Annotated in this window: 27 protein-coding genes; 20 read left to right on the forward strand and 7 right to left on the reverse strand. The window is 73.7% G+C overall.

The window, feature by feature from the left end; genetic code table 11:
• The first annotated feature begins 2 nt into the window (after nt 1–2).
• The 10 genes from ITJ85_RS03990 (at nt 3) to ITJ85_RS04035 (ending at nt 10,763) form a co-directional block, all read left to right on the forward strand.
• Complete coding sequence (locus tag ITJ85_RS03990) at nt 3–797, forward strand: type III pantothenate kinase (protein ID WP_217915067.1); 795 nt, start codon at nt 3–5, stop codon at nt 795–797.
• Between the two features lie 8 nt (nt 798–805).
• Nucleotides 806–1,846: a tRNA dihydrouridine synthase gene (locus ITJ85_RS03995; RefSeq protein WP_217915068.1), complete on the forward strand. Its 1,041-nt coding sequence runs from the start codon at nt 806–808 to the stop codon at nt 1,844–1,846.
• Nucleotides 1,847–1,922: 76 nt separating this feature from the next.
• A complete protein-coding gene (gene greA, locus ITJ85_RS04000; RefSeq protein WP_217915069.1) occupies nt 1,923–2,411 on the forward strand; it encodes a transcription elongation factor GreA in 489 nt (162 codons plus the stop codon).
• Nucleotides 2,398–3,894 (forward strand): lysine--tRNA ligase, encoded by a 1,497-nt coding sequence (gene lysS, locus ITJ85_RS04005; RefSeq protein WP_425517103.1) that lies wholly within the window; start codon nt 2,398–2,400, stop codon nt 3,892–3,894. The genes greA and lysS overlap by 14 nt, the downstream gene beginning before the upstream one ends.
• Nucleotides 3,895–3,964: 70 nt before the next feature.
• Nucleotides 3,965–4,147 (forward strand): CsbD family protein, encoded by a 183-nt coding sequence (locus tag ITJ85_RS04010; protein WP_217915071.1) that lies wholly within the window; start codon nt 3,965–3,967, stop codon nt 4,145–4,147.
• A 385-nt stretch (nt 4,148–4,532) separates the two neighbouring features.
• The gene (rpsR, locus tag ITJ85_RS04015) at nt 4,533–4,811 is read left to right on the forward strand and encodes a 30S ribosomal protein S18 (protein WP_217915072.1); all 279 of its coding nucleotides are present in this window, start codon (nt 4,533–4,535) and stop codon (nt 4,809–4,811) included.
• Nucleotides 4,812–5,063: 252 nt separating this feature from the next.
• Nucleotides 5,064–7,577, forward strand: a complete 2,514-nt coding sequence (locus ITJ85_RS04020) for an ATP-dependent Clp protease ATP-binding subunit (RefSeq protein ID WP_217915073.1) — start codon at nt 5,064–5,066, stop codon at nt 7,575–7,577.
• 23 nt (nt 7,578–7,600) lie between these two features.
• On the forward strand, nt 7,601–8,968 hold the full coding sequence (radA, locus tag ITJ85_RS04025) for a DNA repair protein RadA (protein WP_217915074.1): 1,368 nt from the start codon (nt 7,601–7,603) through the stop codon (nt 8,966–8,968).
• A gap of 39 nt (nt 8,969–9,007) precedes the next feature.
• Nucleotides 9,008–9,553 carry a CarD family transcriptional regulator gene (locus ITJ85_RS04030; protein ID WP_217915075.1) on the forward strand — a complete coding sequence of 182 codons (546 nt, stop codon included), beginning with the start codon at nt 9,008–9,010 and terminating at the stop codon, nt 9,551–9,553.
• Nucleotides 9,554–9,719: 166 nt separating this feature from the next.
• The gene (locus tag ITJ85_RS04035) at nt 9,720–10,763 is read left to right on the forward strand and encodes a PIN/TRAM domain-containing protein (RefSeq protein ID WP_217915076.1); all 1,044 of its coding nucleotides are present in this window, start codon (nt 9,720–9,722) and stop codon (nt 10,761–10,763) included.
• A gap of 18 nt (nt 10,764–10,781) precedes the next feature.
• On the opposite strand, the gene ITJ85_RS04040 is transcribed toward ITJ85_RS04035, so the two are convergent.
• Nucleotides 10,782–11,504 carry a DUF72 domain-containing protein gene (locus tag ITJ85_RS04040; RefSeq protein ID WP_217915077.1) on the reverse strand — a complete coding sequence of 241 codons (723 nt, stop codon included), beginning with the start codon at nt 11,502–11,504 and terminating at the stop codon, nt 10,782–10,784.
• Nucleotides 11,505–11,524: 20 nt separating this feature from the next.
• Here ITJ85_RS04040 and ispD point away from each other — a divergent pair, with 20 nt between their 5' ends.
• The 7 genes from ispD to ITJ85_RS04075 all read left to right on the forward strand — a co-directional run bounded on the left by ispD (nt 11,525) and on the right by ITJ85_RS04075 (nt 17,115).
• On the forward strand, nt 11,525–12,211 hold the full coding sequence (ispD, locus tag ITJ85_RS04045) for a 2-C-methyl-D-erythritol 4-phosphate cytidylyltransferase (protein ID WP_217915078.1): 687 nt from the start codon (nt 11,525–11,527) through the stop codon (nt 12,209–12,211).
• A 16-nt stretch (nt 12,212–12,227) separates the two neighbouring features.
• Nucleotides 12,228–13,088, forward strand: coding sequence for a PHP domain-containing protein (locus ITJ85_RS04050; protein WP_217915079.1), 861 nt, complete (start codon nt 12,228–12,230; stop codon nt 13,086–13,088).
• Nucleotides 13,085–13,549, forward strand: a complete 465-nt coding sequence (ispF, locus tag ITJ85_RS04055; RefSeq protein WP_217915080.1) for a 2-C-methyl-D-erythritol 2,4-cyclodiphosphate synthase — start codon at nt 13,085–13,087, stop codon at nt 13,547–13,549. Before ITJ85_RS04050 ends, ispF begins: the two co-directional genes overlap by 4 nt.
• Nucleotides 13,546–14,943, forward strand: coding sequence for a cysteine--tRNA ligase (gene cysS, locus ITJ85_RS04060; protein ID WP_217915081.1), 1,398 nt, complete (start codon nt 13,546–13,548; stop codon nt 14,941–14,943). The genes ispF and cysS overlap by 4 nt, the downstream gene beginning before the upstream one ends.
• The gene (locus ITJ85_RS04065; protein ID WP_217915082.1) at nt 14,940–15,653 is read left to right on the forward strand and encodes a TrmH family RNA methyltransferase; all 714 of its coding nucleotides are present in this window, start codon (nt 14,940–14,942) and stop codon (nt 15,651–15,653) included. The genes cysS and ITJ85_RS04065 overlap by 4 nt, the downstream gene beginning before the upstream one ends.
• Before the next feature lie 127 nt (nt 15,654–15,780).
• Nucleotides 15,781–16,485 carry an RNA polymerase sporulation sigma factor SigH gene (gene sigH / locus ITJ85_RS04070; RefSeq protein ID WP_217915083.1) on the forward strand — a complete coding sequence of 235 codons (705 nt, stop codon included), beginning with the start codon at nt 15,781–15,783 and terminating at the stop codon, nt 16,483–16,485.
• Between the two features lie 114 nt (nt 16,486–16,599).
• Complete coding sequence (locus tag ITJ85_RS04075) at nt 16,600–17,115, forward strand: hypothetical protein (RefSeq protein ID WP_217915084.1); 516 nt, start codon at nt 16,600–16,602, stop codon at nt 17,113–17,115.
• Nucleotides 17,116–17,148: 33 nt separating this feature from the next.
• Here ITJ85_RS04075 and ITJ85_RS04080 read toward each other — a convergent pair whose 3' ends face one another.
• Both ITJ85_RS04080 and ITJ85_RS04085 read right to left on the reverse strand, forming a co-directional pair.
• Nucleotides 17,149–17,424, reverse strand: a complete 276-nt coding sequence (locus ITJ85_RS04080; RefSeq protein WP_217915085.1) for an acylphosphatase — start codon at nt 17,422–17,424, stop codon at nt 17,149–17,151.
• On the reverse strand, nt 17,421–18,614 hold the full coding sequence (locus ITJ85_RS04085) for a CaiB/BaiF CoA transferase family protein (protein WP_217915086.1): 1,194 nt from the start codon (nt 18,612–18,614) through the stop codon (nt 17,421–17,423). Before ITJ85_RS04085 ends, ITJ85_RS04080 begins: the two co-directional genes overlap by 4 nt.
• Before the next feature lie 54 nt (nt 18,615–18,668).
• On the opposite strand from ITJ85_RS04085, the gene ITJ85_RS04090 reads away from it, so the two are divergent.
• Together ITJ85_RS04090 and pspAA are read left to right on the forward strand one after the other, a co-directional pair.
• Entirely contained in the window at nt 18,669–19,418 is a 750-nt protein-coding gene (locus ITJ85_RS04090; RefSeq protein WP_217915087.1) for a PspA/IM30 family protein, read from the forward strand.
• A complete protein-coding gene (gene pspAA / locus ITJ85_RS04095) occupies nt 19,415–19,693 on the forward strand; it encodes a PspA-associated protein PspAA (protein ID WP_217915088.1) in 279 nt (92 codons plus the stop codon). Before ITJ85_RS04090 ends, pspAA begins: the two co-directional genes overlap by 4 nt.
• A 32-nt stretch (nt 19,694–19,725) precedes the next feature.
• Here pspAA and pspAB read toward each other — a convergent pair whose 3' ends face one another.
• Together pspAB and htpX are read right to left on the reverse strand one after the other, a co-directional pair.
• Nucleotides 19,726–20,298, reverse strand: a complete 573-nt coding sequence (pspAB, locus tag ITJ85_RS04100; protein ID WP_217915089.1) for a PspA-associated protein PspAB — start codon at nt 20,296–20,298, stop codon at nt 19,726–19,728.
• Between the two features lie 13 nt (nt 20,299–20,311).
• Nucleotides 20,312–21,238: a zinc metalloprotease HtpX gene (htpX, locus tag ITJ85_RS04105; protein WP_217915090.1), complete on the reverse strand. Its 927-nt coding sequence runs from the start codon at nt 21,236–21,238 to the stop codon at nt 20,312–20,314.
• Nucleotides 21,239–21,299: 61 nt separating this feature from the next.
• On the opposite strand from htpX, the gene ITJ85_RS04110 reads away from it, so the two are divergent.
• The gene (locus ITJ85_RS04110) at nt 21,300–21,704 is read left to right on the forward strand and encodes a hypothetical protein (protein WP_217915091.1); all 405 of its coding nucleotides are present in this window, start codon (nt 21,300–21,302) and stop codon (nt 21,702–21,704) included.
• A gap of 3 nt (nt 21,705–21,707) precedes the next feature.
• Here ITJ85_RS04110 and ITJ85_RS04115 read toward each other — a convergent pair whose 3' ends face one another.
• On the reverse strand, nt 21,708–22,061 hold the full coding sequence (locus ITJ85_RS04115; protein WP_217915092.1) for a VOC family protein: 354 nt from the start codon (nt 22,059–22,061) through the stop codon (nt 21,708–21,710).
• 108 nt (nt 22,062–22,169) lie between these two features.
• Nucleotides 22,170–22,595, reverse strand: coding sequence for a hypothetical protein (locus tag ITJ85_RS04120; RefSeq protein ID WP_217914245.1), 426 nt, complete (start codon nt 22,593–22,595; stop codon nt 22,170–22,172).
• Nucleotides 22,596–22,644: the final 49 nt, after the last annotated feature.

The raw sequence follows: 22,644 nt of genomic DNA on the forward strand, positions 1-22,644 counted from the left end.
GCGTGCTCCTGGCGATCGACGTCGGCAACACCCAGACCCAGGCGGGCGTCTACTCGGGCGACCAGCTGCTCCACGAGTGGCGCATCACCACCGAGCGCGGCGCGACCGCCGACGAGCTGGCGGCCGACCACGACCAGATCCTGCGCCTGCGCGGCGGCAGCCTGGGCGAGCTCGACGAGATGGTGGTCGCCTCGGTCGTGCCGACCCTGTCGGCGGCCTACCGCTCGCTGTCGGAGAAGTACCTGCGCACCGAGGCCCTCGTGGTGGGGCCGGGGGTGCGCACCGGGGTGGCGCTCGCCATCGACAACCCGCACGAGCTGGGGGCCGACCGCATCGTCAACGCGGTCGCCGCCCACCGGCGCCACGGCGGGCCCTGCATCGTCGTCGACTTCGGCACCGCCACCACCTTCGACGCCGTCTCGGAGAGCGGCGAGTACCTCGGCGGCGTCATCGCGCCGGGCATCGAGACCTCGCTCGACGCGCTCACCGCGCGCGCGGCACGGCTCGTGAAGGTGGAGCTCCAGGCGCCGCCGCGGGTGATCGGCAAGTCGACGGTCGAGAGCATGCGGTCGGGGATCGTCTTCGGCACGGTCGCGATGGTCGACGGCGTGGTCGACCGGATGAAGGACGAGCTCGGCCCCGACGCCTTCGTGCTGGCCACCGGCGGGCTGGCGCCGATCGTGCACCCGCACAGCCTGCAGATCGACGAGTACGACCCGCTGCTGACCCTGGAGGGGCTGCGCATCGTGCACGGGCTCAACGAGCGCCGCGCCGCGACCGCCGGGGGCGCCCGGTGAAGAAGCGCATGCGCGCGATCCTGGCCGAGCGGGCCGCCGCGGACCCGGCGGCCGAGGCGCCGCCCGCCCGCTGGCCCGTTGCCGAGCCCTTCGCCATCGGCGGCCTGCGGCTGGAGAACCGGCTCGTGCAGGCGCCGCTCGCCGGCATCGCCAACTGGGCCTTCCGGCGCCAGTCGCGCCGCCACGGCGCGGGCCTGACCGTGTCCGAGATGATCGCCAGCTTCGGCATCCGCTACGCCAACCGCAAGACGCTCGGGATGCTCGAGATCGCGGCCGACGAGCACCCGGTGGGCGTGCAGGTGTTCGGCGCCGACCGCGACGCGATGGTCGAGGCCGCCCTGGCCGTCGAGGCGGCGGGCGCGGACATGATCGACGTCAACATGGGCTGCCCGGTGCCCAAGATCTGCAAGACCGGCGCGGGCGCCGCGCTGCTGGCGGACCCCGAGGCCGCGGCCGCCATCGTGGAGGCCATGGCGCGGGCGGTGCGGGTGCCGGTGACGGTCAAGATGCGCCGCGGGCTCACCCCGGCCTCGTCCGACCCGGCGGAGACGGCCCGCCGCTTCGCGGCGGCCGGGGCCGCCGCGATCTGCTTCCACCCGCGGGCCGCGGCCGAGGAGTACGAGGGCCGCGCCGACCACCGCATCACCGCCGAGGTCGTGGCCGCGGTCGACGTGCCGGTCATCGCGAGCGGCGACATCGCGACCCCCGCCGACGCCCTGCGCGTGCTCGAGGGCACCGGCTGCGCGGCGATCGCCGTGGGCCGGGCCGCGCTCGGCTACCCGTGGACGTTCGGCGACCTGCTGCGCGGCGCGCGGCGGCCGCGCCCGTCGCTGGACGAGGTCATCGACGAGCTCGCCGCCTTCGCCGCCGACGCCCGCCTGGCCCTGGGCGACCAGCGGGTCGTCGGGTACATGCGCAAGTTCTATCCCTGGTACCTGGCGGGGCACGACGTGCACCCGGACGACCTCGCCGCATTGCTCACCCTGCCGACGCTCGACGCCGCGCTGGGGCGCCTGCGCTCCCTGGCCGCCGCGTCGGCGGCGGCTTGATAACCGCTACGGGCGTAGCTACCTTTCGGCGCCGCTCCGGGCCGACCCCCGCACGAAGACGAAGGAGACCCACCCGATGGACCGCGAAGTGATCCTGACGGAAGAGGGCTACGCGAAGCTCAAGGAGGAGATCGAGTACCTCTCGACCACGAAGCGTCGCGAGGTCGCGGAGCGGATCAAGGAGGCGCGGGAGTTCGGCGACATCTCCGAGAACTCGGAGTACGACGACGCCAAGAACGAGCAGGCGCAGCTCTTCTACCGCATCCAGTCGCTCGAGCAGAAGCTCCGCAACGCCCGGGTGGTGGACACCGAGCACCTGTCGACCGACACGGTGTCGATCGGCGCGCACGTGACCCTCAAGGACACGAAGAGCAAGGCCACCCGCGAGTACTCGATCGTGGGTTCTGCCGAGGCCGACCCGAAGAACGGCCGCCTCTCCAACGAGAGCCCCGTCGGCAAGGCGCTGCTCGGCCGCAAGAAGGGCGACAAGGTCACCATCCCGACCCCGCGCGGGCCGCTCCAGTACCAGATCGTGGACATCCAGGCGGGTGATCACGACGGCTGAGGCCGCGCCGCCCGAGGGCGGGCTGCAGGCGCTCGTCGCCGAGCGCAGGGGCAAGGCCCAGGCGCTCCGCGAGGCGGGGATCGACCCGTTCCCCGCGCGCTTCCCCGGCCGCCGGGAGATCGCCGGCGTCCGCGCCGGCCACGAGGGGCTGCAGCCGGGCGAGCGCGGCGAGGAGGTCGTCCGCGTGGCCGGGCGGCTGGCCGCGCGCCGCGGCCAGGGCAAGGTGGCCTTCCTCGACCTGGACGACCGCAGCGGCCGCATCCAGCTGTGGGCCTCGGTCGACCGGCTGGGCGAGGAGGGCATGGCCGCCGTGCTCGACCTGGACCTGGGCGACATCCTCGGCGCGGCCGGCCCGGTCACGCGCACCCGCCGGGGCGAGCTGTCGGTGGCGCTCGACGAGGTGGTGCTGCTGGCCAAGGCGCTGCGGCCGCCGCCCGACAAGCACGCCGGCGTGCGCGACCCGGAGACGCGCTTCCGCCAGCGCTACCTCGAGCTCATGTCCGACCCGGACGCGCGCGAGGCCTTCATCACGCGCTCGAAGGCGATCGCCGCGGTGCGCCGCTTCCTCGACGGGCGCGGCTTCGTCGAGGTCGAGACGCCCACCCTGCAGCCGATCTACGGCGGCGCGGCGGCGCGGCCGTTCATCACCCACCACAACGCGCTGGGCCGCGACCTCTACCTGCGGATCGCCACCGAGCTCTACCTCAAGCGCTGCATCGTCGGCGGCCTGGAGAAGGTCTACGAGCTCGGCAAGGACTTCCGCAACGAGGGCGTCAGCCACAAGCACAACCCCGAGTTCACGATGGTCGAGACCTACGAGGCCTTCGCGGACTACCGCGACGTGATGGACATGCTGGAGCAGCTCGTGTCCAGCGTCGCGCGCGAGGCCACGGGCGGCACGAGCGTCGCGTGGAAGGGCGAGACCATCGACTTCGCGCCGCCGTGGCGGCGCCTCGACTTCCGCGACGCGCTGCGCGAGGCGAGCGGCGTCGACGTGCGCGAGCACCCCGACGAGGCGTCGCTGCGCGCCGCCATGCGCGCCGCCGGCCTCGACGCGCCCGACGGCGTGCCCTGGGCGAAGCTCGTCGACGGCATCCTCTCCCAGGCCCTCGAGCCGACCCTGATCCAGCCGACGATCCTCTACGACTACCCGCTCGAGCTGTCGCCGTTCGCGAAGCGCCACCCCGACGACCCCGCGATCGTGGAGCGCTTCGAGGCCTTCGCGGGCGGCATGGAGATCGCCAACGCGTTCACGGAGCTCAACGACCCCGACGACCAGCGTGAGCGCTTCGCCATGCAGGCGGCCGACCGCGAGGCGGGCGACGACGAGGCGCAGCCGACCGACGAGGACTTCCTCGCCGCGCTCGAGCACGGCATGCCGCCCACGGGCGGCCTCGGCCTGGGCATCGACCGCCTGGTGATGCTGCTGACCGACCGCCACAGCATCCGGGAGGTCGTGCTCTTCCCGGCCATGCGCTCCTAGCCGGTCCCGTTTCCCCGCCCGTGGCGGCGGGCACCCCTCGGGGAACGGACCCGAGCGTGAGGAGACGGTCATGGGCGAGGGCGAGCGGCAGGAGACGGCGGGCAAGCTCAAGGAGGCGGCCGGCGCCCTGACGGGCGACGAGGAGCGCAAGCGCGAGGGCCGCGCCGACCAGGCCGGCGGGAAGGCCAAGCAGGCCGGCGAGAAGCTCCAGGAGGCGGCCTCCGACGCCGCCGACGCGCTGAAGCGCGCCTGATCCGGCGAACATCCCCGACACGAGGAGGTCCGACGATGCGCAAGACCCTCTACGCCGGGCTCGGCATGCTGACCTGGAAGATGGGCAAGCGGTACCTGCGCCGCCGCGTGAACGGCATGCGGGCGGTCCTGCCGCGGTAGTCAGGAGCCCGCTGACGACGTCGGCCACGCGTCCGCCGGCTGCGAACCGTCGCGCTCCGGCGTCCGCGTCAACGCCGATGCAACCGGCATCGGTGTCGGCCGCGGCCATCCGGATCGCTCGGTTCTCGCCCGGCGGGCCGCGCGCCCGTCGTGCTTCAGCGTCTCCGAGGCGACCGGTCCGCGCGCCGGGCGCGGGCGCTGCGCTATAGTGCCCGGCCGTCGCAGTACGAGAGACCGAGGAGCGGATGGCGAAGCCACGAGGCCGGGCGAGATCCAAGACGAAGGGACGCAAGGGCGGCGCACCCGCGCAGCGCAAGCGCCGGCCGCAGCTCGCGGCCGAGGAGATCGACTGGAAGAACTACCCCTCGCTCCGCCGCTTCGTCAGCGAGCGCGGGAAGATCCGGTCGCGGCGGATCACCGGCCTGTCCCGCCGGCAGCAGTCGCTGGTCGCCAAGGCGGTCAAGCGCGCCCGCACGATGGGCCTGCTCGTCTACCCGGACCAGGACCGGCGCGTCAACCGCTAGCCCGTCCGCAGGTCCGCGGCCCTCCGAGGGCGCGATCATCATCGGGTGATGATCGCGCCCTCCGGCCGCCACAGAGCGAGGCCGCGGACCCCCTCCGGCGGGCGGGGGCGCGGCGCGGAGGCCGTGCTACCCTCTCGGGGCAGGCGGTCTCCCGCGACACACCTCGAAGTCCCGCACTCTCCAACGCCCGTCGTCCTTCGCCGGCGCGGTTTTCGCGTCTCCGGGGGCGGGTGAGCAGGAAGGGGAATCCCGATGTTCGAACGGTTCACCGAGCGCGCACGGCAGGTCGTCGTGCTGGCCCAGGAAGAGGCGCGCACCCTCAAGCACAACTACATCGGGACCGAGCACATCCTGCTGGGCCTGCTCCGTGAGGAGGAGGGCCTCGCCGCGCGCGTGCTCGAGGGCCTCGAGATCACCGTGGAGGAGGTCCGGGCCCAGGTCATCCGGATCGTGGGCTCCGGCGAGGAGGTCACCTCCGGCCAGATCCCGTTCACGCCGCGCGCCAAGAAGGTCCTGGAGCTCGCGCTGCGGGAGGCGCTCTCGCTGGGCCACAACTACATCGGCACGGAGCACATCCTGCTCGGCCTCGTGCGCGAGAACGAGGGCGTGGCCGCCCGCATCCTGGCCGACTTCGACGCGGACTCGGAGAAGATCCGCAACGAGATCATCCGGATGCTGTCCGGCCCCGGCCGGCGCCAGCAGGGCCAGGCCGCGGGGAGCGGCGGCGACAAGAAGTCGAGCAAGCTGCTCGACCAGTTCGGCCGCAACCTCACGAAGCTCGCCGCCGAGGGCAAGCTCGACCCCGTCGTGGGCCGCCAGACCGAGATCGAGCGGGTCATGCAGATCCTGTCGCGGCGCACCAAGAACAACCCCGTGCTCATCGGCGAGCCCGGCGTCGGCAAGACCGCCGTCATCGAGGGCCTCGCCCAGCGCATCGCGAGCAACGAGGTCCCCGAGCTGCTGCGCAACAAGCAGATCTACACGCTCGACCTCGCGGCGCTCGTGGCCGGCTCCAAGTACCGGGGCGAGTTCGAGGAGCGCCTGAAGAAGGTGATGAAGGAGATCACCCAGCGCGGCGACATCATCCTGTTCATCGACGAGCTCCACAACCTCGTCGGCGCCGGCGCCGCGGAGGGCGCGATCGACGCGGCCTCCATCCTCAAGCCGGCCCTCGCGCGCGGTGAGCTGCAGACCGTCGGCGCCACCACGCTCGACGAGTACCGCAAGTACCTCGAGCGCGACTCGGCGCTGGAGCGGCGCTTCCAGAAGATCCAGGTGGACGAGCCCTCGCAGGAGGAGACCGAGCAGATCCTGCGCGGCCTCCGCGACCGCTACGAGGCCCACCACCGGGTCACGATCACCGACGAGGCGCTCGCCGCGGCGGCCAACCTGGCCGACCGCTACATCGCCGACCGCTTCCTGCCGGACAAGGCCATCGACCTCATCGACGAGGCGTCGTCGCGCATGCGCATCCGCACGATGACCGCGCCCCCGACCTACCGGGAGCTCGAGGACGAGATCGACCAGGTCCGCAAGGAGAAGGAAGCGGCCATCGAGGCGCAGGAGTTCGAGAAGGCCGCCAACCTCCGCGACAAGGAGCGGCGCCTCACGAACAAGAAGCGCGAGCTCGAGGAGCAGTGGAAGAGCGACGAGGGCGGCCCGCGGGCCTCCATCGGCGAGGAGGAGATCGCCGACATCGTCTCCATGTGGACCGGCATCCCGGTGTTCAAGCTCACCGAGGCCGAGACGCAGAAGCTGCTGCGGATGGAGGAGGAGCTCCACAAGCGCGTCATCGGGCAGGAGCAGGCCATCGCGGCCGTCTCCCGCGCGATCCGCCGCGCCCGCGCCGGCATCAAGGACCCCAAGCGGCCCGCCGGCTCGTTCATCTTCCTCGGCCCGTCGGGCGTCGGGAAGACGGAGCTCGCCCGCACGCTCGCCGAGTTCCTGTTCGGCGACGAGAGCGCGCTGATCCAGGTCGACATGTCCGAGTACATGGAGAAGCACGCGGTGTCGCGCCTGGTCGGCTCGCCCCCGGGCTACATCGGCTACGACGAGGGCGGCCAGCTCACCGAGCAGGTGCGCCGCAAGCCCTACTCGGTGATCCTGCTCGACGAGGTCGAGAAGGCGCACCCCGAGGTCTTCAACATCCTGCTGCAGATCCTCGAGGACGGCCGGCTCACCGACGCCCAGGGGCGCTCGGTGGACTTCCGCAACGCCATCCTGATCATGACCTCGAACATCGGCGCGGCCACCATCTCGCGCAACACGCCGCTCGGCTTCTCGGTCACGGACGAGACCGGCCTCTCCTACGACGACATGAAGTCGCGGATCATGGGCGAGCTCAAGCGCGTGTTCCGGCCCGAGCTGATCAACCGCATCGACGAGATCATCGTGTTCCACAAGCTGACGAAGGAGGAGATCACCCGGATCGTCGATCTGCTCCTCGTCCGCCTGCAGAACCAGATGAAGGAGCACGGCCTGGCGCTGCGGCTCACCGACGAGGCGAAGGACCTGCTGGTGGAGCAGGGCTACGACCCCACCATGGGGGCGCGGCCGCTGCGCCGGGCGATCCAGCGCCTGATCGAGGACCCGCTGTCGGACCAGCTCCTGTCGGGCGGCTTCGCCGAGGGCAGCAGCGTCGTGGTGGACCGCGACGGCGAGGACATGAAGCTCGTCGTCACCGAGCCGCAGTCGCAGCCGGAGACCGTGGGGGCCACCGCCGGCGCCCCGGCCGAGGACGCGCCCTCCGGCTCGACGGACTCCTAGCGATAGCCGAGACGGAGCGCCGCGTGGCGCAGTCACGCGCAAAGGCGGTCTACCTGTGTGGGGCCTGCGGACAGCAGGCCCCACGCTGGGTTGGGCGCTGCCCGGGCTGCGGAGAGTGGGGCACGGTCGCCGAGCAGGCGGCCGTCGCGCCGACGCGCGCCCGCGGGGCCGCGCTGGCCCCGGTCCCGGCGATCACGCGGCTGGCCGACCTGGTCGACGAGACGCCCGAGCGCATGGCCACCGGCATCCCGGAGCTCGACCGCGTGCTCGGGGGCGGCCTCGTGCCCGGCTCGCTCGTGCTGCTCGGCGGCGAGCCCGGCATCGGCAAGAGCACCCTCGTGCTGCAGGCGCTCGCCAGCCTGGCCCGCGACGCCCGCGCCCTGCTCGTGACCGGCGAGGAGTCGGCGGTGCAGGTGCGCTCGCGCTCGGAGCGCCTCCGCTGCGACTGCGGCCCGGTCGAGGTGCTGGCCGAGACGCGCCTCGAGGCGGTGATCGCGGCGATCGAGGCCCACGCCCCGGCGGTCTGCGCGATCGACTCGGTGCAGACCCTGGCCTCCGACATGGTGGAGGGCGCCCCCGGCGCCCCCAGTCAGGTGCGCCAGGCGACGGTCGAGCTGATGCGCGCCGCCAAGGAGCGCGGGGTCACCATCCTGCTCGTCGGCCAGGTGACGAAGGACGGCGGGCTCGCGGGCCCGCGCACCCTGGAGCACCTCGTCGACTGCGTGCTGTCGTTCGAGGGCGACGACATGCGTGCGCAGCGGGTGCTGCGCGCGACCAAGAACCGCTTCGGCTCGACCAACGAGACCGGGCTGTTCGAGATGCGCTCCACCGGCCTGGTGTCCGTGGAGGACCCGACGCGCCTGTACCTCGCCGAGGCGGGCGAGCGGGTGGGCTCGTGCGTCTTCCCGGCGATCGAGGGCAGCCGCGCGCTGCTCGTCGAGATCCAGGCCCTCGTGGGGCCCACCGAGATCGTGCCGCCGCGGCGCGTGGCGATCGGCGTCGACCGCACGCGGCTGGCGCAGGTCGTCGCGGTGCTCTCGCGGCACGCGGGTGTGCGTCTGGGTGACGCGGACGTGTTCGTCAGCGTTGCGGGAGGGGCTCGCGCCCTCGACCCCGCGGCCGACCTGGCCATGGCGCTGGCGATCACGAGCGCGCACCGGGGCGTCCCGCTGGCGGCCGGGACGGCCGCCTTCGGGGAGCTGGGGCTGACCGGCGCGGTACGGCCGGCCGGCCACGGCATGCGGCGGCTGGCGGCCGCCGCGGCGCACGGCACGGAGGTCGCCGTGACGCCGCCCGTCGAGGTGAACGGGGAGGCGGGATCGCCGTCGCCCCGTCACGTCCACGCGATCCCGGGGGTGCGGGAGGCCCTCGAGGTCGCCTTCGCCCGGTGAGCCGGGCTGTCATGTCGATGACGAACGAGGGGTGAGCGGTTGTACGAGGTCGGAGACAAGGTCGTCTACCCGCACCACGGCGCGGGGAAGATCGTCAAGAAGGAGCTGAAGGAGATCCTCGGGCAGCGCCGCGAGTACCTCACGATCCAGATCCTCTACAACGACATGACCGTGATGGTCCCCTGCGAGAACGCCGAGGCCGCCGGCCTGCGCAAGGTGATCGCCGAGGAGACGGTCGACGAGGTGCTGGCCGTGCTCCGCGATGACGGCACCCAGATGCCGAAGAACTGGAACCGGCGCTTCAAGCACAACCGCGACAAGATCAAGACCGGCGACATCTTCGAGCTGGCCGAGGTGGTGCGGAACCTGTCGATCCGCGACCTCGACAAGGGCCTGTCCACCGGCGAGAAGCAGATGTTCGGCCGTGCCAAGAAGATCCTCGCGAGCGAGCTGATGTACGCGCGCGACATGGAGGAGCAGGAGGCCATCGACTTCCTGGAGAACCTCCTGGAGGACATCGGCGGCCGGCGCGCCGGCGCGACCGCGAAGGGCGGCAAGAAGGGCGCCGAGGCGCTCGTCGACTAGCAGCCGCGCGGGGGCGCCGGCGCGGCCGGCGTCCCCGCCATTGCTGCCGATCCGGCGGCGCGGGGTACCGTTGGGGCGGAGGTGGGCGCAAGAACGGACACGGAGAAGGGGCCAGCGGGATGACGGGGGTTCCGCCCGCCGATCGGGCGACACGAGGGGTGACGGGGTGCTGATCGCCGTCAGCCGGGTCGTCCTCGCCGTCATCTGCGGCCTCGGCGCCTACCAGGCGGGGTCCGCACTCCCCCTGGACGACTGGCTCTCCTCCCCGTGGGACTACGTCGCCTGGGCGGCCGCCACCGTGGTGGCGGCGTTGGTCGGCTGGCTGGTGGGCGGCCTGCTGGGCCGCCTCCTGCGCGACCGCATGGGCGCCATCGAGCGGGCGGCGGACCGCCGCTCGGCGGCGGAGCTGACCGTCGGCGCGCTGGGGCTGGTGGTGGGCCTCGTCGCCGCGGCGCTGGCTGGCGTGGCCGTGGCGCGGCTGCCGATCATCGGGCCCTACCTGCTGCTGCCCGTGGTGCTGATCGTGGCGTACGTCTTCAGCCGCGTCGCCGCCCGCAAGCACGTCGACATCCTGCGGCTGGTCGGGATCCGCTCCCGCTCGGGTCAGCCGGCGCCGACCCGGCTCATCGACACCAGCGCGATCATCGACGGCCGGCTGGCGGACATCATGCGCACCCGCTTCCTGTCGGGCGCGATCGTCATCCCCGACTTCGTGCTCGAGGAGCTGCAGCGGGTGGCCGACTCGTCCGACGCCCTCAAGCGCGCCCGCGGCCGCCGGGGCCTGGAGATCGTGGAGGAGCTGAAGGCCACTGCCAACGGCGGGTTCGCCGTGCGCGGCGGCGAGTACCCCGGGGCCGAGGGCGTCGACGCCAAGCTGGTGCGGATGGCGCAGGAGGCGGGCGCCTCCATCGTCACGGTGGACTACAACCTCAACAAGGTCGCCGGCATCCAGGGCGTCGAGGTGCTGAACGTCAACGAGCTGGCCAACGCGCTGCGCCCCGCGGTGCTGCCGGGCGAGCCGCTCACGGTGAAGGTGATCCGCGAGGGGCGCGAGTACGACCAGGGCGTCGGCTACCTGCAGGACGGCACGATGGTCGTCGTGGAGGGCGGCCGCGGCTCGGTGGGCGCGGAGGTGACGGTCGAGGTGACCAGCATGCTCCAGAGCCCCTCGGGCAAGATGATCTTCGCCCGGCTGCCGGCCGGGGGCTGAGCCCGCCGGGGCCCGCGCTCAGGCGGCGGCGCCCACCAGCCGCAGCGCCAGCCCCACGCCGGCGTGGGGCACGTCGGCCGGCACGCCCTCGTGCTTGGCGAAGACGTGCACCGGCCGGTCCGCCGCCTCGCGCTCGAGCAGCGCCCGCCAGCCGTCGACCGCGTCGTCGGGGTAGGCGTCGGCGCGCAGGCGCACGTAGGCGAGCGGCCCCTCGGGCAGGCGGTCGAGCACGGCGCCGCGCGTCTCGGCCACGCACACGGTGCCGCCGGCGGCCGCGATGCGCTCCTCCACCTCGGGCGCGCGCCACGAGTCGTGGCGGAACTCCATCGCGACCGGCAGCCCCGGCGGCAGGCACGCGAGCAGGTCGGCGAGCGCGCCGTCGTCCCGCTCGCGCGTCGGCGGCAGCTGCACCAGCACGGCGCCCAGCCGGTCGCCGAGGCCGGTGAGCGACTCGAGGAAGCGCTCGAGGAACTCGGCGCCGCCCTCGTGGGGCGGCAGGGCCCGGGCGTGGGTCAGGCGCCGGTGGACCTTCGCGGCGAAGCGGAAGCCTGGCGGGGTCGCCTCCGCCCACCGCGTGACGGTCGACTCGGACTGCAGCCGGTAGAAGGTCGCGTTGATCTCGCAGGCGGTCAGGAGCCCCGAGTAGTGCTCCAGGAAGCGCGACTGCGGCACGCCGGGCGGGTAGAAGGCGGGCCGCCACTCCGGGTAGGCCCAGCCCGAGGTCCCGACGTGGAGGCTCATGCCTGGCATCCTGCTCGGCGATGCCCGTCGCCGCAATCGTCGTCGCCGCCGGGGCCGGCGTCCGCATGGGCGCGGGCGTCCCCAAGGCGCTCATGCCGCTCGCCGGCCGGCCCATGGTGGCGTGGACGCTCGAGGCCCTCGCCGCCGCAGGGCGCATCGACCACGTGGTGGTCGCCGCGCCGCCCGGCATGGAGGACCAGGTGCGGGCCGCGGTCGGCCGCGACGGCCTCGCCGTGGTGCCCGGCGGCGCCAGCCGGGCCGAGTCGGTGCGCGAGGCGCTCGCGGCGGTGCCCGCCGCCGCCGGGCGGGTGCTCGTGCACGACGCCGCCCGCCCGCTGATGGCGCCGGAGCTCGTGGGCGCGGTGCTCGACGCGCTCGAGCACGCCGACGGCGCGATCGCCGCCGCCCCGGTCGTCGACACCCTGAAGCTCGCCGACGACGCCGGGGCCATCGCCCGCACCGTGCCGCGCGAGGGGCTCTGGGGCGCCCAGACCCCCCAGGCCTTCCACACGGCCACGCTGCGCGCGGCCGTGGCCGCCGCCGACGCCGCGGGCCGCCTGGCGCTCGCCACCGACTGCGCCTCGCTGCTCGAGGGCAGCGGCGCCACGGTGCGGCTGGTGCCGAGCACCGCGCCCAACCCCAAGGTGACCACCCCGGCCGACCGCGCCCTGGCCGAGGCCATGCTCGCGGCGCGGGGCGGCGGGTAGGATCCCCCGCGATCCCGTGCTGACCGACTACCACATGCATCTGCAGCCGGACGGCCGGGACGCCCGGAGGGCGGCGGCCCACCGCTGGGAGGCGCACGGCGGCCACCTGTCGACCGGCTGGATCGGCGAGTACGTCGCGCGGGCGCGCTCGCGGGCGGTGACCGAGATCGCGTTCACCGAGCACGTCCACCGCTTCGCCCAGGCGCGCGATTGGCTCGACAACCCCTGGTGGCGCGAGGAGGCCACCGAGGACGTCGACGCCTACTGCGACGCGCTGGTGGCGGCCCGCGAGGCCGGCCTGCCGGTGCTCGTCGGCGTCGAGATGGATTGGCTGCCCGGTCGCGAGGACGAGGTCGCCCGCTTCCTGGAGGGCCGGCCGTTCGACCTGGTGCTCGGCTCGGTGCACTGGCTGGGCGCCCACGGCGTCGACCACCCCGATTTCCCGGCCTGGGACGCCATGGACGCGCAGGCCGTCTGGTCGGCGTACCTCGACGAGCTCGTGGCCGCGGCCCGCTCGGGCCTGTTCGACGTGCTCGCCCACCCCGACCTGCCCAAGGTCTTCGGCCACCGCATGCCTGCCGCGCTCGCCGAGCGCCTGGACGAGGCCGTCGCGGCGATCGCGGCGAGCGGCGTGGCGATCGAGTGCTCCTCGGCCGGCCTGCGCAAGCCGGTCGGCGAGCTCTACCCCGAGCCCGGCCTGCTGGCGCGCCTGCGGGCCGCCGGCGCGCCCGCGACGCTGGCGAGCGACGCCCACTCGCCCGACGACGTCGCCGCCGACTACCCCACCGCCGTCGCCGCCCTGCGCGGCGCCGGCTACGAGACGCTCACCCGCTTCCGCGGGCGCACGCCGACCCAGGAGACGCTGCGATGGGGATGAGGGTCGGCACGGGGGTGGACGCCCACCGCTTCGGCCTCGGGCGCCCGCTGCTGCTGGGCACCCTGCGGGTCGACCACCCGGAGGGGCTGATGGGCCACTCCGACGGCGACGTGATCGCGCACGCGGTCTGCGACGCGCTGCTCGCCGCCTGCGGCCTGCCCGACATCGGCGTCGTCTTCCCCTCCGGCGACCCGCGCTGGGCCGGCGTGTCCGGCGCGCGCATGCTGGCGGTCGTGGCGGAGCGGATGGCCGAGGCCGGCTTCGCGGTCGTCAACGTGCACGCGGTGGCCGTCTGCGAGGCGCCGCGGCTGGCGCCGTACCGGGAGGGCATGGCGGCCGCCATGTCGTCGATCATCGGCGGCCCGGTGACCGTCGCCGCCACGACCACCGACGGCCTCGGCGCGCTCGGCCGGGGCGAGGGCGTCGCCTGCACGGCCGTCGCGCTGGTGGAGTCGGCGTGACCGGCGTCCGCATCCACTCCACGCTGACCAAGCGCAAGGAACCGCTCGAGGCCTCGCCCGACGGCACCGTGCGCATCTACGTCTGCGGCCCCACCGTCTACGGGCGCATCCATATCGGCAACGCGCGTCCCTACGTGGTGTTCTCGGTGCTCAAGCGCTACCTGGAGCGTCGCGGCCTGCGGGTGCGGCTGGTCTCCAACCTGACCGACGTCAACGACAAGATCTACGACGCCGCCACGGCGGAGGGCGTCGGCAGCGCCGAGCTCGCGGAGCGCTACTCGACGGCCTACATCGAGGACACCGGCCGGCTGGGGCTGGGCCGGCCCGACGCGGAGCCGCGCGTCACCGACTCGATTCCGCAGATCATCGAGCTCATCGCCGCGCTCGTCGATCGCGGCCTCGCCTACGCCGCCGAGGGCGGCGTCTACTACCGGGTCGAGCGCTTCCCGGGCTACGGCCGCCTGTCGGGGCGCCGCCTCGACGAGATGGTGGCCGCCGAGCCGGGGCCGGGCAAGGAGTCCCCCCTCGACTTCGCGCTCTGGAAGGGGCGCAAGCCCGGCGAGGACACCTGGTGGGACTCGCCCTGGGGCCCCGGCCGTCCCGGGTGGCACATCGAGTGCTCGGCCATGGCCGAGTCGGCGCTCGGCCACGGCTTCGAGATCCACGGCGGCGGCATCGACCTGGTCTTCCCCCACCACGAGAACGAGATCGCGCAGTCCGAGGGCGCCCACGGCGGCTGCATGGCGCGCATCTGGATGCACAACGAGATGCTCGAGCTCGGCGAGGAGAAGATGAGCAAGAGCATCGGCAACATCGCGCCGCTCGCCGACGTGCTCGACGAGTGGTCGCCCGAGGTGGTGATCGCCTTCTTCCTGACGAGCCACTACCGCTCCAAGCTGCCGTTCACCCCCGAGCGGCTGGCCGACGCGAGGGCGGTGGTGGAGCGCTTCGCCAACGTGCTGCGCGCGCTCGACCGCGCGACGGCCGAGGAGCGCGAGGGCCACGACCCCGACCTCTCGCGCACGATCGTGGAGGGCCGCGACGGCTTCTTCCGCGCGCTCGACGACGACTTCGGCACGCCCGAGGCGTTCGCGGCCCTGTTCGAGATGGTGCGCGGCCTCAACCGGGCGATCGACGCCGGCCGGGCGGGCAGCGGGCAGCTGCGCGAGGCGCGCCGCGAGCTGGTGGGCCTGCTCGACGTGCTCGGCCTCGCCGGCATCGACCGCGGCCCCGCCGCGCAGGCGCCCGACGAGGTCATGCGGATGGTCGCCCGGCGCGAGGAGGCCCGCGCCGCCCGCGACTTCGCCGGGGCCGACGCGCTGCGCGAGGCGGTGCGCGAGCGCGGCTGGACGATCACCGACACGCCCGGAGGCCCGCGGGTCGAGCCGGCGTGAGCCGCCGCCGTCCGCGTCCGGACGGGGCGGAGGTCGTCTACGGCCGCAACCCGGTGCGCGAGCTGCTGGCCGCCGGGCGGCGCGAGGTCCACGAGGTCGTCGCCCTGCCGCAGCTCGCCGGCGAGCCCTGGCTGGCGGGCGCAGACGTGCGCACCGCGGGCCGCGACGAGCTCGGCCGTATCGCCGGCACCGCCGACCACCAGGGCGTGGTGGCCCTCACGGGGGCCTACCCCTACGCCGAGCCCGCCGAGCTGCTGGCGCGCCCCGGCCCCGTCGTCTGCCTGGACGGCGCCCAGGACCCGCGCAACCTGGGCGCCATCGCCCGGGTCGCCGAGGCCGCCGGCGCGGCCGGCATCGTGATCCAGCGCCGGGGCAGCCCGGGCGTCACCCCGGTCGTGGCGAAGGCGTCGGCCGGGGCGGTCGAGCACCTCGCGATCGCGCGGGTCGGCAGCATGGTCGCCTTCCTCCACGACGCCCGGGGCGGCGGCCGCCTCGCGATCGGCGCCCACCCCGACGGCGCCGAGGACTACCGGGCGCTCGCCTGGCCGCGCGACGTGCTGCTCGTGATGGGGGCGGAGGGGGAGGGGCTGCGCCCCCGCGTGCGCGAGTCGTGCGACCACCTGGCGCGCATCCCGATGGCGGGGCGGGTGGCCTCGCTCAACATCTCGGTCGCCACGGCGTTGCTGCTGTATGAAACGTTGCGCACGTAGGATTTCCGCTATTTGCGGGATTGCCGCGTTGACCCGGGCTTGTACGGACGATAACAATGCTCAACTCGTCCGATCCAAACGCTTCAGTTCAGCTTGAGACTCCGCGCTCGAGCGAGGGAGAAAGCCCATGGCCATCGCGTTCTCACGTGCACAGACAGCATCCAGGGGGCGCGCCGACCGGGCCGAGGGCACCGGGGCTCAACCTTTCGTCGAGGCACAGGATCGGGCCCTGATCAGCCGCGCCCGCGCGGGCGATCCCGCCGCGATGGACAAGCTGATCGACAAGTACCGCGGGTTCGTCCGCATGAAGGCGAGCGCGTACTTCCTCGCCGGCGGCGAGAGCGAGGACCTCATCCAGGAGGGCCTCATCGGCTTCTTCAAGGCCGTGCGCGACTACCGGGTCGACCGCGAGGCCTCGTTCCGCTCGTTCGCCGAGCTGTGCGTGACGCGCCAGATCATCACCGCCATCAAGACGGCCGCCCGCAACAAGCACGCCCCGCTCAACACCTACGTGTCGTTCAGCCACACGCGCGCGGGGTCGAGCGGCGACCAGGAGATGTCGCTCGCCGAGGTCCTCCCGAGCGACCCGGTCGTCGACCCCGTCTCCCAGGTGATCTCATCCGAGGAGCTTCGCAGCCTCGTCGGATGCCTCGGCGAGACCCTCTCCGACCTCGAGAGCGGCGTCCTCACCATGTACCTCGAGGGGCGCCCCTACGAGGAGATCGCCGGCCGCCTCGACTGCACCCCGAAGACGGTCGACAACGCCCTCCAGCGCGTGAAGCGGAAGGTGCAGACCCACCTGCGGAGCCGCGAGGTCATCGACCTGCGGTAGACCCGGGCGCCGCATACGGGCCGCGACCCGCGCGACGACGATTGTCACCGCATCAGGGCCCCGCATAGGGTCACCGCATCCAGGACGCCCGTCGTTCCATCCCGGAGGTGGCCGGTGGGGGAGATCGTCTCCTGGCTCAGGGGCTACTCGAAGCCGGTGGCGATCCTCCTCGTGATCGCGGCCGCGGCGCTCTTCGTCGTCCGCGCCGTCGTCGAGGAGACGGTCCGCTCCGAGTTCGAGGCCGAGCGGACGGAGCGGGAGCTGCGCCTCACGCGACGCTCGGGCTTCGAGGACCGGCTTCTCACCCGGCGGTTCAACCTGGTGGCGGGGCTGAGCGGGCGCCTGGGGCGCGTGGCCACCGACATCAACCGGCAGCACGCCGGCCGCGTCCCGTCGCGCGCCATCGAGCCGAGGCTCACGGCGGTGTATGAGGACCTCACCTCCGAGCGGGTGGTCCTGGGGGACCAGTTCCACGCGCTGCTCAGGACCATGGCCGACGACGTCATGTCGTTGTGGCGGGCGCCGACGCCGGAGGCGGCGGACCGGCGCTCGAGACGGATCATGATCGTCGATTCCCAGCTTCGCGACGCCGTCGAGGAGACGTTCCGGGTCAGCGAGATACGCCCATGAGCGCCCGGCGCGCGCCGGCATGAGGCTTCCGCCTCAGCGGATCGCGAACCGCCGGACGCCCTCTGGGGCCTCGTCGAGCGGCTCGACGCGCTGCACCTGCGCACGTGGTGGGCCGACCGAGCACCACGCCACCATCGCCGCGACGGCCTCCTCCGGCCCCTCGAACACGGCCTCGACGGTGCCGTCGGCGGTGTTCCGCACCCACCCCGCGACGCCTCGTCGCTCCGCCTCCTGACGGCAGGAGTCCCTGAAGAAGACGCCCTGGACCCGTCCGTGGACGATCACGCGGCGGCGCACGAGGTCGCTCACGTCGCGGCGACCGCCACGCCGGCGGCGAGGAGCCGCTCGATCTCGGCGTCGTCGTGGCCCAGCTCCGCGAGCACCTCGCGGGTGTCGGCGCCGAGCCGGCGGCCCGCGAAGCGGATCGCGCCGGGGGTGTCGGAGAGCTTCACGACCGGCGCGGTCATGGTGAGGCGGCCGAGCTCGTGGTCGTCGATCTCTGCGAGCAGGCCCTCCGCGCGGGCCTGGGGGTCGTCGAAGAGCTCGTCGCGCTCCTGGACGGGGACGGCGGGCACGCCGTGGGCGGCGAAGGCCTCGTCCCATTCCGCGGTCGTGCGCTCGCGCAGGGTCGGGGCGAACTCGGCGACGAGCTCCTCGGCGCGGGTGACGCGGGCGGCGCGGTCGTCCCACGGCGGCGCGTCGAGCAGCCCGGGGCGCCCGACGGCCTCGCAGAAGCGGCGGGCCAGGCGCTCGGCGTAGGCGGCGACGGCGATCCAGCCGTCGCGCGTTGCGTAGGCGCGGTAGAAGGCGCGGGAGAAGGTCGGCGTGCCGTGCTGCGGGAGGCTCTCGATGCGCACCAGCGAGTGGGCGTTGAGGGCGACGGCGGAGCCGAGGATCGAGGCCTCGACCCGCTGGCCGCGGCCGGTGCGGCCGCGCTCGATGAGGGCGGCGAGGATGCCGGTGGAGGCCAGCAGCGGCAGGGCCGTGTCGTTGATCGGCACGGGCGACCCGGTCGGCGGGCTGCCGGGCGTCGCCCAGCCGGGCGGCATGAAGCCGGCCAGCGCCTCGCCGAGCAGGTCGTAGCCCGGCCGGCCGCCGCGGGGGCCCTCCCGGCCGAAGGCGGAGATCTCGCAGTAGACGAGCCCCGGGTTGAGCCTGCGGGCGTCCTCCCAGCCGAAGCCGAGCTTCTCGGGGACGCCGGGGCGCATGTTGGTGACCAGGACGTCGGCGCGGGCGACGAGCTGGCGCACGACGGCGCGGCCGTCGTCGGTGGCGAGGTCGAGGCAGACGGCCCGCTTGTTGCGGTTGGCCTGGGCGTAGTGGCGGCTCATGCCGGGCCGGCCGGGGATGCGCTCGTGGTCGCGCCACTCGTCGCCGGACGGGCGCTCGACCTTGATCACCTCGGCGCCGAGATCGCCCAGGTGCATGGCGGTCAGCGGCCCCGCGAGGTTGTGCGAGCAGTCGAGCACGCGGAGGCCGGTCAGCGGAGGGGGACCCACGGGGCCGATGCTATCCTCGGCCGGTTCGCCGGCGCACTCGGGAGGAGCGGTCCCATGGGCCTCATGGCTCGGTTCACGACCATCGTCAAGGCCAAGGCCAGCAAGGCCCTCGACAAGGCCGAGGATCCGCGCGAGACGCTCGACTACTCGTACGAGAAGCAGCTGGAGCTGCTGCAGAAGGTGCGCCGCGGCGTCGCCGACGTGGCGACGAGCAAGAAGCGCCTGGAGCTGCAGGCGGCAAAGCTCGAGCAGAACGTCGAGAAGCTCGACGGCCAGGCCCGCCAGGCGCTGCAGCAGAGCCGCGAGGACCTCGCCCGCGTGGCGCTGGAGCGCAAGAAGGCGGTCCAGCTGCAGTTGCAGAGCATCGACGAGCAGCGCGCCCAGCTGCAGGGTGAGCAGGACAAGCTGGTGCTGGCCGAGCAGCGGCTCTCGGCCAAGGTCGAGGCCTTCCGCACCCGCAAGGAGACGATCAAGGCCCAGTACACGGCGGCGGAGGCCCAGACGAAGATCGGCGAGGCTTTCAGCGGCGTGTCGGAGGAGATGGCCGACGTCGGCATGGCGATCGAGCGGGCCGAGAACAAGACCGAGACGATGCGCGCCCGCGCCGGCGCCATCGACGAGCTGCTCGAGTCGGGCGCCCTCACCGACATCACCGACGGGCGCGACTCCATCGACCGCGAGCTCGAGCAGCTGGCGATCGGCGGCAGCGTCGACGCCGAGCTGGAGAAGATGCGCGCCGAGCTCGGCCCCGGGTCGGGCGCCTCCGGCCAGGGTTCCATCGAGAGCGGGGAGAAGGCGTCGTGATCGTCAGGATCCTCGGCGAGGGGCAGTACCGGCTCGACGACGCGGCGTTCGCCGCCGTCAGCGAGATCGACGACCGGGTGCAGGCCGCGGCCGAGGCCGACGACGAGGCCGGCTTCGCGAGCGCCCTCACGGAGCTGGTCGACGCCGTCATCGCCAAGGGCTCGCCGCTCTCGGCGGACGAGCTGCACGCCTCCGACGCGATCGTGCCGGGTCACGGCACCACGCTCGCCGAGGCCCGCGAGCTGCTCTCCTCCGAGGGGCTGATCCCCAACTAGCGGGGGACGGCCGCCCGGGCGGCGCCCCGGGCTCAGCGCCCGACCGGCGCCTCCCAGACGGGGTACCAGCGCTCCAGCTCGGGCTCGATCGGCAAGTCGGCGCCGAGCGCCGACTTGAGCCGCAGCTCGAGGGCGTTGTCGCGGCGCCTGCCCTCGCGCGGCGCGAACGGGTAGAAGTTGCCGCGCTTGTACGCGTAGACCAGGTCGACCTGGCCGAGCTCGCCGTCGAACCCGAAGACCGCGCACAAGAGGCGCTCCGAGAAGCCGCGGTCCTCCAGCGAGCGGCTCACCACGTGGGTGGTGGTGACGAGGTCCTCCATGTCGGGGTCGTTGACGACCACCCACGAGAACCCGAGCTCGTCGTCGTGGCGGCTCACCACCGTGCCCGACGACGAGCTGGTGGCGTCGAGCAGCTCCTCGATCTCGCGCACCAGGCGCTCGAACTCGCCGGCCTCGATCGACTTGAAGCACACGCCGGCGCGGCCGGTGGTGCGCAGCCCCAGGCCGGCGTCGAGCGTGAGCGCGGCCGAGCCGAGGGCGAAGAGCTGGTCGAGGTCGGCGCGCTTGGGCGTGCGCTGGCCGCGCAGGATGTCGAAGAGCCCCACGGGGGCTTGCCTCCTAGAGGGTGGCGCCGGGGTTCGCGTCGAGCTGCGCCTGCATCGCCAGCAGCCGCTCGATGCGCTTCTCGACCGGCGGGTGCGTGGAGACGAGGCTCGACAGCGAGAACCCGCGCGAGACGGCCGGGATGATGAAGAAGGCGTTCATGCCCTCGGCGGCGCGCAGGTCCTTCGTGGGGATGCGCGCCATGTCTCCGGAGATGTGCGCGAGCGCGGCGGCGAGCTGCGCGGGGGCGCCGGTCATGATCGCCGCCCCGCGGTCGGCCGCGAACTCGCGGTAGCGCGAGAGCGCGCGCAGCAGCAGGAACGACACGATGTAGACCACGATCGAGACCAGCACCACGATCAGGAACACGGCGGCGCCGTTGTCGCGCCGGTCGCGGCCGCCGCCGCCCATCATCCCGCTGTAGACGCCCATCCGGACCAGCAGGCCGGCCACCGTCGCGAGGAACCCGGCGACGGTCATCACCACCACGTCGCGATTGGCGATGTGCGCCAGCTCGTGGGCGATGACGCCCTCCAGCTCGCGGGGCTCCAGGCGGGCCATGATGCCGGTGGTCACGCAGACGGTCGCGCTCTTGCGGCTGTGGCCGGCGGCGAAGGCGTTGGGCACCTCCGTGTCGGCGATCGCGACCTTCGGCTTCGGGATGTCGTTGAGCTGGCAGAGCCGCTCGATCATCGCGTGCAGCTCGGGCGCCTCGTGCGGCTCGGTGACCCTCGCCCGCATGGAGGCCAGCGCCAGCTTGTCGCCGAGCAGCAGCTGCACCAGCGCGATGGCCCCGGCGATCACCAGCACCGCCACGGCGCTGACGCCGGCGGCGATGAGGGCGCTGATGAAGACGACGTAGATCACGCCCAGCCCGAGCATGGTGAGCGTCATGCGGGTCGTCAGCCCGCGATCGCGTCCGTACCACCTGCGTGCCGCCACGTCGTCTCCCCTCGGGCTCCGACCCCTGATTGTAGCCGGCTCCGGCGCGTACCCTTAGCCCGTGCAGCGCTTCCCCCTGCGACGCAGCCCGTGGCTGCAGCCGATCCTGCTGAGCCTGGGCTCGCGCCGGCCCGAGGCGGTCGTCGACGGGGACCGGGTGCGCGTGCGCATGGGCCTGCACGGGGGCGCGGACATCCCCGTCTCGCAGGTCGCCCGCGTGGGCCGGATGCACTGGCCGTGGTGGGGCGGCGTCGGCGCGCGCATCGCGCGCGGCATGGTCGCGTTCGTGGCGCGGCCCGGGGAGGTCGTGGTGCTCGAGCTCGCCTCGCCGGTGCGCGTGCGGGCCCCGCTCGCCTGGAGCGCGGGGCGGGTCGGGATCGGCGTGGAGGACGCCGAGGGCTTCATGGCCGCCGTCGCCGAGGCGCGGTCGGCTGCGGGGCCGCCTCCCGCGGGGGAGGCGGGCTAGGCGCTACCGGGGCGGCTCCAGCGCGACGATCTCGTTGCCGTCGGGGTCGTGGAACTGCAGCATGCGCGCACCGCCCATGTCCTCGATCGGGCCGCGCTGCACGCCGTGCTCGGCGAGGCGGCGCTCCACCGCCTCGATGTCCGGCGCGCTCAGGATGACCGTGGCGCCGCCCTGGTGGGGGCGCGTGGCGAGCTCGCCGGAGAGGGCGAGTGTGGTGTCGCCGGCCCGGAGCTCGGTCCAGTCGTTGCCCTCGCGGCGGAGGACCTCCAGGCCGAGGACGCCCGAGTAGAACTCGACCGCCTTGTCCATGGAGCACACCTGGTAGAAGACGACGTCGACGCCGCTGAAGAGGCTCATGGCGGCGAGTCTACCCGCGTGCGCGGGCGCCGGGCGGGCCGCCCGCCCGGCCCGTCCGCCGCGGCCGCGTGGGCCGGTGCGGGGACGGGCCGGAGGTGGCGGCGCGCATCACAGCGCCGCCACCCGGACCGACGTGCCGTCGCGGCCGGCGCGCTCGAGCGCGCTCTGGCGCAGCGCCTGGCAGACGCTGAGGGCGACCCGGTAGCCGGCGTCGGACTCGGCGCCGGTCATCACCATCGTGCCCGCCGGGCGGCCCGAGAGGGCGCGCACCAGCCGGCGCGGGGCGTCGGAGACGATCATCAGCGGCCGCTCGTCGGCCTGCAGGGCCTCGGTGACCCCGCGCCAGTCGGCCGACTCGTCGCGCAGGTCGACCATCACGATGTCGCCGGCGGCCGGCGGGATGCGGTGGGGGCGCGCCTCGGCGGCCATCACCACGTAGCCCAGGCGGGTGAGCGTCTGCTCGAGGGCGGAGCGCCCGGCCCCCTCGGGCCCGAGAACCAGGATCTGCATCGGCTGCATTTCAGGGAACCCCATCTGTCGCGAAAGGTGGTGCGCCGGCGCGGGACGCGCGCGGCGCGGGACG

Origin of the sequence: Miltoncostaea marina (assembly GCF_018141525.1) — a bacterium.
Classification (GTDB): Bacteria; Actinomycetota; Thermoleophilia; order Miltoncostaeales; family Miltoncostaeaceae; genus Miltoncostaea; species Miltoncostaea marina.